12 protein-coding genes are annotated in these 16658 nt (G+C 70.5%); 2 read left to right on the forward strand and 10 right to left on the reverse strand.

Annotated elements, in window-relative coordinates; translation table 11 throughout:
- Positions 1-76 precede the first annotated feature (76 nt).
- The 3 genes from CP983_RS12310 to CP983_RS12320 form a co-directional block, all read right to left on the reverse strand.
- The gene (locus CP983_RS12310) at positions 77-1522 is read right to left on the reverse strand and encodes an aldehyde dehydrogenase family protein (RefSeq protein ID WP_150499620.1); all 1446 of its coding nucleotides are present in this window, start codon (positions 1520-1522) and stop codon (positions 77-79) included.
- Positions 1523-1905: 383 nt separating this feature from the next.
- Positions 1906-3582, reverse strand: coding sequence for a PucR family transcriptional regulator (locus tag CP983_RS12315; RefSeq protein ID WP_150499621.1), 1677 nt, complete (start codon positions 3580-3582; stop codon positions 1906-1908).
- A 166-nt stretch (positions 3583-3748) separates the two neighbouring features.
- Entirely contained in the window at positions 3749-5869 is a 2121-nt protein-coding gene (locus tag CP983_RS12320; RefSeq protein WP_150499622.1) for an ATP-binding protein, read from the reverse strand.
- 284 nt (positions 5870-6153) lie between these two features.
- Between CP983_RS12320 and gabT the strand changes: the two genes are divergently transcribed.
- Positions 6154-7488 carry a 4-aminobutyrate--2-oxoglutarate transaminase gene (gene gabT / locus CP983_RS12325; RefSeq protein ID WP_125526036.1) on the forward strand — a complete coding sequence of 445 codons (1335 nt, stop codon included), beginning with the start codon at positions 6154-6156 and terminating at the stop codon, positions 7486-7488.
- A 222-nt stretch (positions 7489-7710) separates the two neighbouring features.
- Entirely contained in the window at positions 7711-8514 is an 804-nt protein-coding gene (locus CP983_RS12330; protein ID WP_229915075.1) for a phosphatase PAP2 family protein, read from the forward strand.
- On the opposite strand, the gene CP983_RS12335 is transcribed toward CP983_RS12330, so the two are convergent.
- The 7 genes from CP983_RS12335 to CP983_RS12365 all read right to left on the reverse strand — a co-directional run bounded on the left by CP983_RS12335 (position 8502) and on the right by CP983_RS12365 (position 16623).
- Positions 8502-10295: a chitinase gene (locus CP983_RS12335; protein ID WP_150499623.1), complete on the reverse strand. Its 1794-nt coding sequence runs from the start codon at positions 10293-10295 to the stop codon at positions 8502-8504. The two genes, CP983_RS12330 and CP983_RS12335, sit on opposite strands and share 13 nt — an antisense overlap.
- A gap of 174 nt (positions 10296-10469) precedes the next feature.
- Positions 10470-10916 carry a hypothetical protein gene (locus tag CP983_RS12340; RefSeq protein WP_150499624.1) on the reverse strand — a complete coding sequence of 149 codons (447 nt, stop codon included), beginning with the start codon at positions 10914-10916 and terminating at the stop codon, positions 10470-10472.
- A gap of 129 nt (positions 10917-11045) precedes the next feature.
- Positions 11046-12473 carry an NAD(P)/FAD-dependent oxidoreductase gene (locus tag CP983_RS12345; RefSeq protein WP_150499625.1) on the reverse strand — a complete coding sequence of 476 codons (1428 nt, stop codon included), beginning with the start codon at positions 12471-12473 and terminating at the stop codon, positions 11046-11048.
- A 22-nt stretch (positions 12474-12495) separates the two neighbouring features.
- A complete protein-coding gene (locus CP983_RS12350) occupies positions 12496-13296 on the reverse strand; it encodes an ABC transporter permease (protein WP_107902325.1) in 801 nt (266 codons plus the stop codon).
- Positions 13297-14223: an ABC transporter permease gene (locus CP983_RS12355; RefSeq protein WP_150499626.1), complete on the reverse strand. Its 927-nt coding sequence runs from the start codon at positions 14221-14223 to the stop codon at positions 13297-13299. It lies immediately after the preceding gene.
- Complete coding sequence (locus CP983_RS12360; protein ID WP_125529372.1) at positions 14223-15368, reverse strand: ABC transporter ATP-binding protein; 1146 nt, start codon at positions 15366-15368, stop codon at positions 14223-14225. The genes CP983_RS12355 and CP983_RS12360 overlap by 1 nt, the downstream gene beginning before the upstream one ends.
- A gap of 7 nt (positions 15369-15375) precedes the next feature.
- A complete protein-coding gene (locus tag CP983_RS12365) occupies positions 15376-16623 on the reverse strand; it encodes a polyamine ABC transporter substrate-binding protein (RefSeq protein ID WP_107902331.1) in 1248 nt (415 codons plus the stop codon).
- Positions 16624-16658 lie beyond the last annotated feature (35 nt).

A 16658-nucleotide genomic window follows, 5' to 3' on the forward strand; every position in this document is an offset into this window, starting at 1 on the left:
CCTTTTTCATCCCGGGATACGGGGACCACTCTACCTGAAAATGATTGTCACAAGCCAGAGTGGTTCGTGAACCTGCTCAGAGCGAGATGCCGGTGAGGACCATCACGCGCTCGTAGGTGTAGTCGTCCATCGCGAACTTCACGCCCTCACGGCCGACACCGGACTGCTTGACGCCGCCGTACGGCATCTGGTCGGCACGGTAGGACGGGACGTCGCCGACGACGACACCGCCGACCTCCAGCGCCCGGTGGGCACGGAAGGCGGTCTGGAGGTCGTGGGTGAACACGCCCGCCTGGAGGCCGTACTTGGAGTCGTTGACGGCGGCGAAGGCGGCGGCCTCCCCGTCGACCTTCTGGACGGTGAGGACGGGTCCGAAGACCTCCTCGCAGGAGAGCGTGACGTCGGCCGGTACGTCGGTGAGGACGGTCGGCGCGTAGGAGGCACCGTCGCGCTTGCCGCCGGTGAGGAGGGCGGCGCCGGCGGCGACCGCCTCGTCCACCCACGTCTCGACGCGCTTGGCGGCGTCCTCGCTGACCAGCGGGCCGACATCGGTGGCGTCGTCGTTCGGGTCACCGGTGACCTGGTTCTCGACGGCGGCGACGATGCGCGGCAGCAGCCGCTCGTACACGGAGGCGTCCGCGATCACCCGCTGCACGGAGATGCAGGACTGGCCGCCCTGGTAGTTGGAGAAGGTCGCGATGCGGGTCGCGGCCCAGTCCAGGTCCTCGTCGGAGGCGAAGTCGGCGAGCACGACCGCCGCACCGTTGCCGCCCAGCTCCAGGGTGCAGTGCTTGCGCGGCACCGAGTCCATGATCGCGTAGCCGACCTTCTCGGAACCGGTGAAGGAGATGACCGGCAGGCGCTCGTCCTGGACCAGGGCGGGCATCTTGTCGTTCGGCACCGGCAGGATGCTCCAGGAGCCGGCCGGCAGCTCGGTCTCGGCGAGCAGGTCACCGATGATCAGGCCGGACAGCGGGGTGGCCGGGGCGGGCTTCAGGATGATCGGCGCGCCGGCGGCGATGGCCGGGGCGATCTTGTGGGCGCACAGGTTCAGCGGGAAGTTGAACGGCGCGATGCCGAGGACGACGCCCTTGGGGAAGCGCCGGGTGAAGGCGAGGCGCCCCTGGCCGCCGAGGTCGGTGTCGAGGCGCTGGGCCTCGCCGCCGTTGAAACGCCGGGCCTCCTCGGCCGCGAACCGGAACACGGACACGGCACGGCCGACCTCGCCCCGGGCCCACTTCATGGGCTTGCCGTTCTCGGCGGAGATCAGCCGGGCGATCTCCTCGGTACGCTCGACGAGGCGCCGGCTGACGTGGTCGAGGGCGGCGGCCCGCACATGCGCCGGGGTCGCGGCGAACTCGTCCCGGACGGCGTACGCGGCGGCCACGGCCCCCTCGATCTGCGCGTCGGTGGGCACGCTGACCGTGCCGACGACCCGCCCGTCCCACGGGGAGGTCACATCGAAGCTGTCCTCGCCGGTGACCTGGCGGCCGGCGAGCCAGAAGGCGTGGGTGGAAGTCATAGCGATTCCCGGCCCTTCCGCGTTGAGTCCTGTGTGTCGTGGTCCACGGTAGGGGCGCACGGGCGGACCGGCGTTTGTCCGGGGTGTAGTGATGGCGGGTCGGGGTTCGACGGTTTGGCAGAGCAGAGGAACTACTGCGGGCCGGTCCGTGTCTTCCAGCCCGTCCGGCGATCGAGGCCGGACGGGCCCGCATCAATCAGCCCGTCCGGCGATCGAGGACGAACCGGCCCGCGTCAATCAGCCCGTCCGGCGTTTGAGGACGAGGCCCGTTCAGGGCCGAAGCGGGGGTCCGGGGGCTGCAGCCCCCGGGGATGGGACGGGTAGGGGCGGCGGGGGCGAGAAAAAGCCGGGCCGCGACCACCACACCGCACACCCCACCCCGCCTACTCCGTCGACGTCGCCTTAAGCGCCAGCCAGAGCTCCATCCGTACGTCCGCGTCGTCCAGCGAGCGGCCGAGGATCTCCTCCACCCGCCGCATCCGGTACCGCAGCGTGTGCCGGTGCACCCCCAGGTCCGCCGCCGCCGCGTCCCACTGCCCGTGCCGGGACAGCCATGCCCGCAAGGAGGCCACCAGGTCGCCGCGGCCCGTCGCGTCGTGCTCGTGCAGCGCCCGCAGCAGCCCGTCGGCGAACGCCTTCACCGCGTCGTCCGCGAGCAACGGCAGCACGGACCCCGCGGCCAGCTGCTCGTGCTCCACGAACACCCGCCCGCGCCGCCGGGCCACCGACAGCGCCTGCTCGGCCTGCTTGTACGCCGCCGCCGCGGCGATGGGCCCGGCCGGCGCCGACAGGCCGACGACCAGCTCGTCGTCGATGAACCCGGGCTGCTCCGACACGGTTCCCACGCGCGTCGCCTCCAGCGCCGCCGCGTACTCCGCGCTCGCCGAGACCGCCGCACCGCCGTCCGCCGCGAGCACCACCAGCCGCGCGCTCTCGCCCTCCCCCTCCGGCACCACCAGTACCGCCTCCCCGGCGCGGGCCGCCGCGGACTCGACGATCTCGGTGAGCGCACCCAGCGGATCGCCGCCCGCCTCGCCGGCCGCGACCAGCACCGCGGCGGACGCCTTGGTCAGCGGCACCCGAGACCCGGAGTCCACGACCCGCGCGGCCGACACCGACGCCGACTCGGCGATGATCATCCGGAAGGGTGCGTCCAGCAGCCCGCCGTACAGTCCCCCGGCCACGGCCCGGGCATGGTCCGGCTGGCCGGCGAGCAGCATGCGCAGCACGGCCGCCCCGATCCGCTGCTCGGCGGCCTGCAGCGAGCGGGAACGCTCGGTCGTCAGGGTCAGCAGGGCGATGGCGGAGTGGACGGCGTAGCGCTCCGCGGTGCCGAGTGCGGTCGCCGTTCCCACGGCCAGGGCCGCCCGGGGGCGCCGGCCGGTGCCCAGGCTGTGCAGTTCGACCCGGTCCTCGTTCTCCGGTCCGCCCACCACGGACGACGCCGGCGCGGGCCGCTCGCGCAGCCGCTCGACGTCCGCCGTGAGCCGGGCCGCCCGCCGCCCGGCCCACTCGGGCGCGGTCGCGACGACGGCACCGGAGGCGTCGTACAGCGCGGCCCAGCCGTCCACCTGCGAGGCCAGCGCGGACAGCAGCCCTTCGGGGCCGTCGGTCAGGGCGTGCTTGGTCAGCTCCCGCTGGGCGGCGAAGCCCGCCGTCACCGCGCGGTACTGGTCCGCCGCGATGGCCGCGGAGACCGCCTTGCTGATGGCGAGGAAGGGCGTGCGGCGCGGCACCTCGAGCAGCGGAAGGTCCTCCGCCGTCGCGGCCTCGACCAGGGCCTCGGGGATGTCCTCGTAGTTGACGCCGACGGCGAAGCCGAGCCCGACCACGCCCGCACCGACCAGGCGCCGCACATAGCGGCGCATCGACTCGGGGTTCTCGGCGTCCAGCTTCAGCGCCGTGATCAGCAGCAGTTCCCCGCCCTCCATGTAGGGCACGGGGTCGGTGAGCTCGCTGGCATGCGCCCAGCGCACGGGCACGTCCAGGCGGTCCTCGCCCGCCCGCACGGTCAGCTTCAGCGCGGAGTGGTGGACGAGCGAGGAGAGCGTGGGGGGCATGCGGCCTTCAAGTCGGTGTGATCTCGGTGATCGTCGGTTCGATCTCAGTGATCATCGGCAGGATCTGTACGATCTCTGTGATCTTTTGGCCGCTGTGTATGAACGACCTGTGTCGATTCTGCCTCACCGTACGGTCCCCGCGTGGCCCGGTGCCCGGATACCCAGGTCAGCCCCGCAGATCCACCAGCAGCGGCGGCGCGTGCTCGCCCTGAACGCTCGTGAGCGAGAGCACGGCATGCCCGGGCGGCACCCCGTGCGCCAGCTCGGACGCCGACCACCGCTCCCGCTCGACCTGCCGCACGGTGACCGCCCGCGCGGTCGGCGCCTTGCCGGTGATGACCCGGCGCACCGCGTGCAGCGCCTTGCCGGCCGGGGTCTCGGCGATGATCTGCCGGTCGGTGACGTCCCGCGCCTCGGTCCACTCCTTGCCCCACACCTCGGCGAAGTCCTGCCCGTCCCAGGGCGTGACCCCGGCCAGCGCCATCCGGCACCCGGTGGACCCCAGCAGCGGCCCGCGCAGCGGCCTCGGTACGTCGTCCAGGGTGCGCAGCGTCAGCACCGCGCCGGCGTTGCCGGACCGCAGCCGCTGGATCCCCCGCACGGCCTCCGGCGTCACGACGCCGGTCGCGTCGTCCAGCACCAGACAGGCGAACAGCGATCGGTCCTCCCGTACCGCGACACTCGCCGTGAACTGCGCGAGCACCAGCCGGGCCAGCATCCGGGAAGCCTCTGCGTGCCCCCGCGCGGGCAGGTCGATGCGGACCCGGACGGGGTGGTCGAGGGCCTTCAGCGTGAACGGCCGCGACTGCCCCGAGGTGTCGAAGAACCCGGCGAACGCCGGCCTGTCGAGCAGCGCCACCCGGTCCGCGAGCACGGCCGCCACATCGCCGGGGTGCCCCAACTGCCGCTCCCGGGCGTCCAGTTCCCGCAGCAGCGACTCCTGCCCGGATCCTTCCAGCCCCGTGCGCAGCGCACCGAGGGCGCCGGGCGAGCCGTCAAGCAGCTGCCGCAGCTCGGGCACGGACGGGAAGCGGTCGTGGACCGCCCTGAACGGCCCGAGGAGCTGGGCCAGCACGGTCGTGGAGCGGCGGCTGTCGCTGCCCGGGTGCGGGTCGGCGAGGTCACCGACCAGCGCCTCCGCGAGCACGGCGGCCGCCTCGTCGGGGTCGTTGGTGCCGCCGTACAGGTCCAGGTCGTAGATCGACTCCGGGTTCCCGATCCGTACGACGACGTCGAACGCGTCGGCCGGTCCGAGCCCGGTGCCCGCCGCGCCGACGACGACCACGGAGGCCCGCCCGGCCAGCGCCTGCAGGCACAGCGACTCGGCGAGCGGCCGCACCACGGTGCCCGTCTTGCCGGATCCGGCCGGCCCCACCGCGAGCAGGGACGTACCGATCAGGTCGGGCCCGAGGCCCAGTCCGGTGCCGCGGTAGGCGTACGGATTGCGCGGGTCGTCGGCGGTCGTGCCGAGCCGCACCTGGCCGCTGACGAGGTCGTGCCGGGCGACCCGGGCGGACAGGTCGCGCTCTCCGGAGGGGTGCAGGCAGGCGGCGGCGCCGTCCTTGAGCACGGCGCCGCTGAAGGTGGGCAGGTCGTGCCGCCCGGAGCGCACGCCCTGCCAGGCCCGGACGATCCGGGCGTAGTCGACGTCCCGCATCAGCCCGGACCGTGCGTCGGAGGCCAGCCGCTCGGCGGCGTCCGCGGCCCCGGCGGCACGCAGCGCGGGCCAGGACGCGGGGTCCTGCCCGGGGGCGGGCGCCCGCTCGGCCACGGGGGCGGCACGGCGCCAGGCGGGCGGCCCGAAGCGCCGCCAGACCTCGCCCCAGCGGCCGAGGCGGCCGACGGCGAGCATGATGGCGAGCGCGATGAGGGTGTAGTAGCTGTACCAGAGGAAGGCATTGCCGAAGCGGTCGTTGTTCTCGCGCCAGGAGTCCGGGGTGAACAGCTCCAGGGGCAGCACCCACCAGCCGCCGAGATAGCCGTTCCACAGCAGCGACCAGACCAGCCATCCGCACAGGAACGCGATCAGCGCCCCGCTCAGCAGCTGTCGCGTCGGGATCTGCTCGGGCTCCTGGTCCGGCCGGGGCACATGTCCGAACCGCCAGACGCCGGGCTGCGCCTCCGGTCGGGGTGCCCGTAGCCAGGTCAGGAACGTCGAGCCGTCCGGCCCCGCACCCGGCGCCCGCGTCGGCCGCGGCGGCACCGCCGGGGCCTCCGGTGGGGTCGCCGGACGTGGCACAGGCGTCGCGTGTGTGCCCCGCGCGTCCTGCGTCCCGTCGCTGTCCATCGCCCTTGCCCCCTGACCAGCCGTTCCATCCGTGCCATCCACCATCAGCGAGTCAATCTAACGCCCTCTCCTGGGGAGTTCACCGCTTACACGGCCGACGGAGCGGACCGAGATGATCCGGATCTCGTCGTGGCCCGCGCCGGGCCCGTCCCCGTCGCTATGTCCACCACGGACAACCGACATCGCTGACAACGCCCACATGGAGCATGCCCACCCCCCACTCCCCGCCCTAGCCTGCGAGAAAAGAACAAGACAAGCGTCAGCAAAACCCCCAGGAGCCCCTCATGAGCGCAGTTCCGCAGGAGCGCCGCGTAGTCACCGCCATCCCCGGTCCGAAGTCGCAGGAGTTGCAGGCCCGCCGTACCGCCGCGGTCGCGCAGGGCGTGGGCTCCGTGCTGCCCGTCTTCACCGCGCGCGCGGGCGGCGGCATCCTCGAGGACGTCGACGGCAACCGGCTCATCGACTTCGGTTCCGGCATCGCGGTGACCAGCGTCGGCGCTTCCGCCGAGGCCGTCGTACGCCGGGCGTCCGCCCAGCTCGCGGACTTCACCCACACCTGCTTCATGGTCACGCCGTACGAGGGGTACGTCGAGGTCGCCGAGGCCCTGGCCGAGCTGACGCCCGGTGACCACGCCAAGAAGTCCGCGCTGTTCAACTCGGGCGCCGAGGCCGTCGAGAACGCCGTCAAGATCGCGCGCGCCTACACCAAGCGGCAGGCCGTCGTCGTCTTCGACCACGGCTACCACGGCCGGACCAACCTGACGATGGCGCTGACCGCGAAGAACATGCCGTACAAGCACGGCTTCGGTCCGTTCGCGCCCGAGGTCTACCGCGTCCCGGTCGCCTACGGCTACCGCTGGCCGACCGGTCCGGAGAACGCCGGCCCCGAGGCCGCCGCGCAGGCCATCGATCAGATCACCAAGCAGGTCGGCCCGGACAACGTCGCCGCGATCATCATCGAGCCGGTGCTCGGCGAGGGCGGCTTCATCGAGCCGGCCAAGGGCTTCCTGCCCGCGATCCGCCAGTTCGCCGCCGACAACGGCATCGTGTTCGTCGCCGACGAGATCCAGTCCGGCTTCTGCCGCACCGGCCAGTGGTTCGCCTGCGAGGACGAGGGCATCGTCCCGGACCTGATCACCACCGCCAAGGGCATCGCCGGCGGTCTGCCGCTGGCCGCCGTGACCGGTCGCGCGGAGATCATGGACGCCGCGCACGCCGGTGGCCTCGGTGGCACGTACGGCGGTAACCCCGTCGCCTGCGCCGGCGCGCTCGGCTCCATCGAGACGATGAAGGAGCTGGACCTCAACGCCAGGGCGAAGAACATCGAGGCGATCATGAAGGCCCGCCTGGGCGCCATGGCCGAGAAGTTCGACATCGTCGGCGACGTCCGCGGCCGCGGCGCCATGATCGCCATCGAGCTGGTCAAGGACCGCGCCACCAAGGAGCCGAACCCGGAGGCGACCGCCGCGCTCGCCAAGGCCTGCCACGCCGAGGGCCTGCTGGTCCTTACCTGTGGCACCTACGGCAACGTGCTGCGTTTCCTGCCGCCGCTGGTCATCGGCGAGGACCTGCTGAACGAGGGTCTCGACATCATCGAGCAGGCCTTCGCCCGCATCTGAGGTCACAGCGAAACCACTGGTGGGACCTGGGGTTCCCGGGGCGGGAACCCCAGGCGCCCCAGCGCTGACGACTCCCGGGATTCCGGGGGCGGGGCCGCGTTAGTCAGAGCGTGTGAAGAAGGTGTGCGAGGTGGATGTCAGGACGCGATTCCGTCTGTCTAACGCCTTCGCCCTGCCGTAGGTTCTAACCAGATGAGAGATACACCCCGTCCAGAGGGGACTCTGGGCGACATCAGGCCGTGGCCTCCCCAGCTTCGACCTGGTCGTGCCCTCGCGCACACACCCGGAGCTTCCGGCTCCGGATCTCCTCACCGATCGGACAGTCGCCCGCCCCAAACCCCCCGGGGCGCGCGACCATCCGGTCCGGACGGCCGCCTCGGAACCACCCCCCCTGTTCCGGGGCGGCCGACCTCCCTCTTTCTCCTTCTCGGGCTTCCGGCCCTTCTCTTCGCGCTCATCACCTGGCAGGTGATGGCCGACGGCCGGCTGGTCGACCTCGACGAGGCGGCCAGCCGGGCCCTGATCCACCCCGACCGCCTCTCCGAACTCCTCGCGGACCTCGGCAATGTGCCGGTCGCGGTACCGGTCCTCGCGGTCGTCCTCGTCTACGTCACCTGGCGGCATCGCCGCACCGGTACAGACCATTGGTGGCAGCCGGCCGCCGCAGCGGCCGTCCTGATGGCCCTGGTCCCGGCCCTGATCGTCCCCCTCAAGGAACTGACCGACCGTCCGGGCACCCCGGCCGTGCCGCCCGCCACCGGCTACTACCCGTCGGGCCACACGGCCACGGCGGTCGTCGCGTACGGCGCCGCGGCCCTGCTCCTCCTCCCCTGGCTGCGCACCGCGCCCGCCCGCCGCACCGTCCTCGCCCTGTGCGCCGCCCTCAACCTGGGCGTCGCCTTCGGCCTGGTCCGGCGCGGCTACCACTGGCCACTGGACGTGGTGGCCAGTTGGTGCCTCGGCACGGTGCTCATGACGCTGCTGTGGCTGTTCCTCGCCCGCGCAGGCCGTTCTCAGCCGAAGTAGCCGTCGAACGTCCGCTGGAACTCCCAGTTCGAGTAGCGGTCCCAGTTGATCGACCACGTCATCAGGCCGCGCAGTGCCGGCCAGGTGCCGTGGGTCGCGTAGGAACCGCAGTTGGTCTTCTTGGTGAGGCAGTCGAGGGTCTTGGTGACCTCGGCCGGGGGGACATGACCGTTGCCCGCGTTGGTCGACGCCGGCATGCCGATGGCGACCTGGTCGGGGCGCAGCGGCGGGAAGACGTTGTTCGCGTTGCCTGCGACCGGGAAGCCGGTCAGCAGCATGTCGGTCATGGCGATGTGGAAGTCGGCGCCGCCCATGGAGTGGTACTGGTTGTCCAGGCCCATGATCGGGCCCGAGTTGTAGTCCTGGACGTGCAGCAGCGTCAGGTCGTCGCGCAGGGCGTGGATGACCGGGAGGTACGCCCCCGCCCTCGGGTCCTGGCCGCCCCACTGGCCGGTGCCGTAGTACTGGTAGCCGAGCTGGACGAAGAAGGTCTCCGGGGCCATCGTCAGCACGAAGTCGTCGCCGTACTTGGCCTTGAGGGTCTTCAGTGCCGCGATGAGGTTGACGATCACCGGGGTCTTCGGGTTCTTGAAGTCGGTGTCGTCGGCGTTCAGGGACAGCGAGTGGCCCTCGAAGTCGATGTCCAGACCGTCGAGACCGTACTGGTCGATGATCTTCGAGACCGATGTGACGAAAGTGTCCCGGGCGGCCGTGGTGGTCAGCTGGACCTGGCCGTTCTGGCCGCCGATCGAGATCAGCACCTTCTTGCCGGCCGCCTGCTTGGCCTTGATCGCCGCCTTGAAGTCGGCGTCGGACTCGACGTTCGGGCACTCCGCCACCGGGCAGCGGTCGAAGCGGATGTCGCCCGAGGTGACCGAGGTGGGTTCGCCGAAGGCCAGGTCGATGACGTCCCAGCTGTCGGGGACGTCGGCCATGCGCGTGTAGCCGGAGCCGTTGGCGAAGCTCGCGTGCAGGTAGCCGACCAGGGCGTGGGCGGGGAGGTCGGTGCCCGGGCCGCTCGGTCCGGCGATGGTCGTGGCGGTCACCGTGGCCGACTTCGCCGACTCGCCCGCGTCGTTCACCGCGGCGACCTGGAAGCTGTACGCGGTGGACGGTGTGAGACCGCCGACGGTCGCCGAAGTGCCGGTCGCCGTCTGGACCTTGGTGCCGTTGCGGTAGACCGCGTAGCCCGTCGCGCCCGCCACCGGGGACCAGGACAGGGCGATGCTGGTCGCGGCGATCGCGCCCGTCTTCAGTCCGGTCGGCGCCGCGGGCGGCTGTCCGGCGTCCACGCCGGGGCCGACCAGGGAGATGTCGTCGGCCTGGTAGGCGCCGGTGCCGTACCAGCCGTGGGTGTAGATGGTGACCCGGGTGGTGGAGGGGCCCGTGCGGAAGGTCGTCGACAGCTGCTGCCAGGAGGGGGCCGACTGGGTCCAGGCGGAGACGTCGGTGGTGCCGGTGCCGCTGGCGCCGAGGTAGACGTAGGCGCCGCGGACGTATCCGGACAGCGTGTACTGGGAGTCCGGTTTCACGGTCACCGTCTGCGCGCACCGGGCGTTGTCGGACCCGGCCGGGGTCGCCTGGAGCGCCGAGGCGCCGCTGCGGACGGGGGAGTTGACCGTCGTGCCGGCCGTGCAGGTCCAGCCGTCCAGGCCGGACTCGAAGCCGCCGTTGCGGGCGAGGTCGGCGTCGGCCGCACGGGCGGCCGACGAGAGCGCGGTGAGGCCGGGCAGGGTCAGTGCCGCGGCGGTGAGGAAGGCGAGGGATCTGGAGCGGTCCACAAGTGCCTCCGGGCATGGGGGATTTGGAGAGGTGGAGCGCACTCAATTTGGTCCAGACCAATCCGCGTTGTCAAGATATTCGACGGCTCGGCAACGCCCTTAAGGGGCACGGGGAACTGCGCGACCAGCCACGACACAGCCGCAGCCGACCGACAACCAGGCGCGGCACCCTCCTTAGTCGCCGTCGGCCAGGCCGGCGGCAGCCTCGTGCATGGCCAGTTCGAGGAGCGCCGGATCGGTGAGGGTTCCGGTGCCGTCCGGCGCGACCAGCCAGCGCACCCCGCCGGTGACCCGGCCCGGGTACGGCACGACGATCCAGGTGCCGGCCCCGGCCGTGCGGATGCCGGTGCCGAGCCAGCGCGCGGCCGTGCCGGGCGGCACGAAGAACCCCATCCGGGAGTCGCCGAAGTCGACCAGGACCGGCCCGAGTTGGTCGATGATGCGGGTGAGGACATCGAGCGTGGGATAGCCGAGCTCGCCCGGCAGGATGAGCACGTCCCAGGCCTTGCCGGCGGGCAGCAGCGCCACCCCGAGGGGATTGCGCTCCCACTCCCAGCGGCAGGCCTCGGGGTTCGGAGCCACGGACGCCAGCCACTCGACCGCCGTTTTCGCCCCTGTCATGACGGTGACCTCCCTCTCTGTCGTGGACGCCGATCGCGTCACGAGGGAGAGGGAGGTCACCGGCCTGCATTACGCGAGTTTTCGCGACCGGTTCAAAAAATGATCCAGATCACTTCACTCAACGGCTCATCAGCTGTCGAAGCCCAGGCCCAGCCTGTCCATCGCCTTCAGCCACAGATTGCGCCGGCCGCCGTGCGCGTCCGCGCGGGCCAGCGACCACTTGGTGAGCGCGATACCGGTCCAGGCGAACGGCTCGGGCGGGAACGGCAGCGGCTTCTTGCGGACCATCTCCAGCTCGGTGCGCTCCGTGCGCTCCCCCGCCAGCAGGTCCAGCATCACGTCCGCGCCGAACCGGGTGGCGCCGACGCCGAGCCCGGTGAAGCCAGCCGCGTAGGCCACCTTGCCCTGATGGGCCGTGCCGAAGAACGCCGAGAAACGCGAGCAGGTGTCGATGGCGCCGCCCCACGCGTGCGTGAAGCGCATGCCCTCCAGCTGCGGGAAGCAGGTGAAGAAGTGCCCGGCGAGCTTGGCGTACGTCTCCGGGCGGTCGTCGTACTCCGCGCGCACCCGGCCGCCGTACGGGTAGATCGCGTCGTAGCCGCCCCACAGGATGCGGTTGTCGGCGGAGAGGCGGAAGTAGTGGAACTGGTTCGCCGAGTCGCCGAGGCCCTGGCGGTTCTTCCAGCCGATCGACGCGAGCTGGTCCTCGGTGAGCGGCTCGGTCATCAGGGCGTAGTCGTAGACCGGGACGGTGTAGGCGCGGACGCGCTTGACCAGGCTCGGGAAGATGTTCGTGCCGAGAGCGACCTGGCGGGCGCGGATCCGGCCGTACGGGGTGCGCACGGCCATGCCGGCGCCGTACGGCTTCAGGGTGAGGGCGGGGGTGTGCTCGTAGACACGGACGCCGAGGTCCATGCACGCCCGCTTCAGGCCCCAGGCCAGCTTGGCCGGGTTGACCATCGCGACGCCCCGGCGGTCGTACAGGCCGGCCTGGAAGGTCGGTGAGTCGACCTGGGCGCGCACGGCATCGGCGTCCAGGAACTCGACCCCGTCGGCGAGGCCCTTCTCGCGCAGCTCCTCGTACCAGTCGCGCAGTTCCAGCGCCTGGTACGTCTCGGTGGCGACGTCGATCTCGCCGGTGCGTTCGAAGTCGCAGTCCATGGAGTAGCGGGCGACCGCGCTCTCGATCTCGTCGAGGTTGCGGGCGCCCAGCTCCTCCAGCTTGTGGATCTCGTCCGGCCAGCGGGTCAGCCCGTTGGGCAGCCCGTGGGTGAGGGACGCGGCGCAGAAGCCGCCGTTGCGGCCGGAGGCGGCCCAGCCCACCTCGCGGCCCTCGACCAGGACGACCTCCCGCTGCGGGTCGCGCTCCTTGGCGATGAGCGCGGTCCACAGTCCGCTGTAGCCGCCGCCGACGACCAGCAGGTCACAGGTCTCGGCGGTGGTGAGGGCGGGCTCGGGGCGGGGGCGGCCGGGGTCGTCCAGCCAGTACGAAACCGGCTGGGCTTCCGATAGTGCTTTCGTCCAGTGATTGCCAGAACTCATGGCGCTTGGGGCCATGATTTCAACTCCCTACAGAGGCTTATGCCTTTTGCTTCTTACGGCGGTTTCCGATGGCCATGGAGGCCAGGACGAACAGTACGGCGATGATGAACATGGCCGTACCGATGACATTGATCTGAACGGGCGTTCCGCGCTGCGCCGAGCCCCAGACGAACATCGGGAAGGTGACGGTGGAGCCCGCGTTGAAATTGGTGATGATGAAATCGTCGAAGGAGAGCGCGAAGGCGAGCATCGCGCCCGCCGCGATGCCGGGGGCGGCGATCGGCAGGGTGACCCTGACGAACGTCTGGACCGGTCCCGCGTACAGGTCCTGCGCGGCCTGTTCCAGCCTCGGGTCCATCGACATCACGCGTGCCTTGACGGCGGTGACGACGAAGCTCAGGCAGAACATGATGTGCGCGATGAGGATCGTCCAGAAGCCGAGCTGAGCACCCAGGTTGAGGAACAGGGTGAGCAGCGAGGCGGCCATGACGACCTCGGGCATCGCCATCGGCAGGAAGATCAGCGAGTTCACGGCGCCGCGTGCGCGGAAGCGGTAGCGGACCAGCGCGAAGGCGATCATCGTGCCCAGCAGTGTGGCGCCGACGGTCGCCCAGAACGCGATCTGGAGGCTGAGCGACAGCGAACCGCACATGTCGGAGACTCCGCACGGATCCCGCCAGGCGGCCGTGGAGAACTCCTGCCACTGGTAATTGAAACGCCCCTTCGGTTTGTTGAAGGAGAAGATCGTCACAATGACGTTGGGAAGCAGGAGATAAGCAAGCGTCAGCAGTCCCGCGATGACGACGAGATTGCGCTTGAGCCAGTTGACGACCGTCATTTAAACCAGATCCTCCGTGCCGGACCTGCGGATGTAGAGCGTCACCATGACGAGGATGGCGGCCATGAGGATGAAGGACAGGGCCGCGGCCGTCGGATAGTCCAGGATCCGCAGGAACTGCGTCTGGATGACGTTGCCGACCATGCGGGTGTCGGTGGAGCCCAGCAGGTCCGCGTTGACGTAGTCACCGGCCGCCGGGATGAAGGTCAGCAGCGTGCCGGAGACGACGCCCGGCATCGACAGCGGGAAGGTGACGCGGCGGAAGGTGGTGACGGGCCTGGCGTACAGGTCGCCGGCGGCCTCGTGCAGCCGTGGGTCGATGCGCTCCAGCGAGGTGTAGAGCGGCAGCACCATGAACGGCAGGAAGTTGTACGTCAGACCGCAGACCACCGCGAGCGGCGTGGCCAGCACGCGGTCGCCCTCGGTCATGCCGAGCCAGCTGGTGACGTCGAGGACGTGCAGCGTGTTGAGGGCGCCGACGACCGGGCCGCCGTCCGCGAGGATCGTCTTCCAGGCGAGGGTGCGGATCAGGAAGCTGGTGAAGAACGGCGCGATCACCAGGATCATGATCAGGTTCCGCCAGCGGCCCGCGCGGAAGGCGATGAGGTACGCCAGCGGATAGCCGAGGAGCAGACACAGGATCGTCGCCGAGCCGGCGTAGAGCACCGAGCGCAGGAACTGCGGGTAGTACTCGGACAGGGCGTCCCAGTAGGTGGCGAAGTGCCAGGTGACCTTGTAGCCCTCCTCCAGGGAGCCCGTCTGCACGGACGTGGAGGCCTGGTAGATCATCGGCATCGCGAAGAAGACCAGCAGCCACAGGATGCCGGGGAGCAGGAGCCAGTACGGCGTCCAGCGCCCCCTCTTGCGCGGTGGTTTCGGTTCCTCGGGAGTCGGCGCCAGGGGTGGCGCCTCGGTGACTGTCGCCATCAGACCCCCGCCTCTTCCTGGATGCCGGCGTCGATGTCCTGGGACGCGTCGAGGCCGAAGGTGTGCGCCGGGTTCCAGTGCAGGACGACCTCGGCGCCGGGCACGAGCCGGGTGTCGCGGTCGATGTTCTGGGCGTAGACCTCGAACTCGGGGCAGACGGGGCTGTCGATGACGTACTGCGTGGAGACGCCGATGAAGGAGGAGTCGGCGATCCTGCCGGTGATGCGGTTGCGGCCCTCGGGTATCTCGCCCGCGTCCTCGGCGGGGATGAGGGAGATCTTCTCCGGGCGTACGCCGACCAGCACCTTGCCGCCGGTCGTCGTGGGCGCGGAACATCGCGCCTCGGGCAGGATCAGCTTGCCGCCGCCCGCCTTCAGCACGATGTCGTCGCCGCTCCTGGAGTCGACCTCGGCCTCGATGAAGTTGGAGGTGCCGAGGAAGTTGGCGACGAAGGTCGTGCGCGGGTTCTCGTAGAGGTCGGTCGGGGAGCCGAGCTGCTCGACGCGGCCCGCGTTCATCACGGCGACCGTGTCGGCCATCGTCATGGCCTCCTCCTGGTCGTGCGTGACATGGACGAAGGTGATGCCGACCTCGGTCTGGATGCGCTTGAGCTCAAGCTGCATCTGGCGGCGCAGCTTCAGGTCGAGGGCGCCGAGGGGCTCGTCGAGGAGGAGCACCTTGGGGTGGTTGATGAGCGCGCGGGCCACGGCGACGCGCTGCTGCTGGCCACCCGACAGCTGGTGCGGCTTCTTGCGGGCCTGCTCGCCGAGCTGGACGAGTTCGAGCATGTCCTCGACCTGCTTCTTCACCGACTTGATGCCGCGTCGGCGCAGGCCGAAGGCGACGTTCTCGAAGATGTCGAGGTGCGGGAAGAGGGCGTAGGACTGGAAGACCGTGTTCACGGGCCGCTTGTAGGGCGGGAGGGCCGTGACGTTCTGCTCGCCGAGGTGGACGGTGCCGCCGGAAGGTTCCTCCAGACCGGCGATCATGCGCAGGGTGGTGGTCTTGCCGCAGCCGGAGGCGCCGAGCAGGGCGAAGAAGGAGCCCTGGGGCACGGTGAGGTCGAGCGGGTGCACGGCCGTGAAGGAGCCGTAGGTCTTGGCTATGCCGGAGAGGCGGACGTCGCCGCTGGTGTCGTTGGTCATGGTGTGGTCACGCCCCTGTGAGCTTCGCGAACTTCTCTTCGTAGGCCGTCTCTTCCTTCGAGCTCAGTGAGCGGAAGGCACGGGAGGCGGCCTGCATGGCCTTGTCGGGGAGGATCAGCGGGTTGTTCGCCGCGTCCTCGTCGATCTTCGCGAGCTCTTCCTTCACGCCCTCCACCGGACAGACGAAGTTGATGTAGGCGGCGAGCTCCGCCGCGGCCTTCGGCTCGTAGTAGAAGTCGATGAGCCGCTCGGCGTTCGTCTTGTGACGGGCCTTGTTGGGGATGAGCATGTTGTCGCTCGACGTCATGTAGCCGCTGTCCGGGATCAGGAAGTCGATGTCCGGGCTGTCGGCCTTCAGCTGTACGACGTCGCCGGCCCAGGCGAGGCAGGCCGCGAAGTCGCCGCTGCTGAGGTCGGAGGTGTAGTCGTTGCCGGTGAACCGGCGGATCTGCTTGCTGTCGACGGCCTTCTGGAGCCGGGCGACGGCGGCGTCGTAGTCGTCGTCGGTGAACTTCGCCGGGTCCTTGTCCATGTCGAGCAGCGTCATGCCGATGGTGTCGCGCATCTCGGTGAGCAGGCCGACACGCCCCTTGAGCTTGGGGTTGTCGAGCAGGTCGGAGAGCGACTTCACCTCGACGCCGTCGAGCGCCTTCTTGTTGTAGGCGATGACGGTCGAGATGCCCTGCCAGGGATAGGAGTACGCGCGTCCCGGGTCCCAGTCCGGGTCGCGGAACTGCTGGGACAGGTTGGCGAAGGCGTGCGGCAGGTTGGCCGCGTCCAGTTTCTGGACCCACCCGAGGCGTATGAGGCGGGCGGCGAGCCAGTCGGTGAGGACGATGATGTCCCGGCCGGTGTCCTGACCGGCGGCGAGCTGCGGCTTGACCTTGCCGAAGAACTCGTTGTTGTCGTTGATGTCCTCGGTGTACTTGACCTTGATGCCGGTCCGCTTCGCGAACTGCTCCAGCGTCGGATGGCGCTTGCCGCTGTCGTCCACGTCGATGTACTCGGTCCAGTTGGAGAAGTTGACCTGCTTCTCCTTCGCCGAGTGGTCCTCGGAGGACGTGCCCCCCTCGGTCTTGCCGGCCGCGGGAATCCCGCAGGCACTGAGTGTTCCCAGTCCGCCCAGCGCGAGCGCTCCCCCCGTGGAGGCGCGCAGCAGGCTGCGGCGGGTCATGGCCGCCCGGCCGTTGCGCAGGCTGCGCCGCATGGCGGCCACTTGGGCCGGGGAGAGGCGGTCGGGCTCGTACTGCTCCATGCGCTTGGTGCCCTTTCGGGAGGGGGGGAACGGCC

Source organism: Streptomyces chartreusis (assembly GCF_008704715.1).
Classification (GTDB): domain Bacteria; phylum Actinomycetota; class Actinomycetes; order Streptomycetales; family Streptomycetaceae; genus Streptomyces; species Streptomyces chartreusis.

What these genes read in the sequence shown, in the direction of transcription:
- CP983_RS12365 (WP_107902331.1), bottom strand. Translation starts at nt 16,623, where the DNA reads ATGGAGCAGTACGAGCCCGACCGCCTCTCCCCGGCCCAAGTGGCCGCC.
- CP983_RS12310 (WP_150499620.1), bottom strand. Translation starts at nt 1,522, where the DNA reads ATGACTTCCACCCACGCCTTCTGGCTCGCCGGCCGCCAGGTCACCGGC.
- CP983_RS12320 (WP_150499622.1), bottom strand. Translation starts at nt 5,869, where the DNA reads ATGGACAGCGACGGGACGCAGGACGCGCGGGGCACACACGCGACGCCT.
- CP983_RS12345 (WP_150499625.1), bottom strand. Translation starts at nt 12,473, where the DNA reads ATGGCCCCAAGCGCCATGAGTTCTGGCAATCACTGGACGAAAGCACTA.
- CP983_RS12340 (WP_150499624.1), bottom strand. Translation starts at nt 10,916, where the DNA reads ATGACAGGGGCGAAAACGGCGGTCGAGTGGCTGGCGTCCGTGGCTCCG.
- gabT (WP_125526036.1), top strand. Translation starts at nt 6,154, where the DNA reads ATGAGCGCAGTTCCGCAGGAGCGCCGCGTAGTCACCGCCATCCCCGGT.
- CP983_RS12350 (WP_107902325.1), bottom strand. Translation starts at nt 13,296, where the DNA reads ATGACGGTCGTCAACTGGCTCAAGCGCAATCTCGTCGTCATCGCGGGA.
- CP983_RS12360 (WP_125529372.1), bottom strand. Translation starts at nt 15,368, where the DNA reads ATGACCAACGACACCAGCGGCGACGTCCGCCTCTCCGGCATAGCCAAG.
- CP983_RS12355 (WP_150499626.1), bottom strand. Translation starts at nt 14,223, where the DNA reads ATGGCGACAGTCACCGAGGCGCCACCCCTGGCGCCGACTCCCGAGGAA.
- CP983_RS12315 (WP_150499621.1), bottom strand. Translation starts at nt 3,582, where the DNA reads ATGCCCCCCACGCTCTCCTCGCTCGTCCACCACTCCGCGCTGAAGCTG.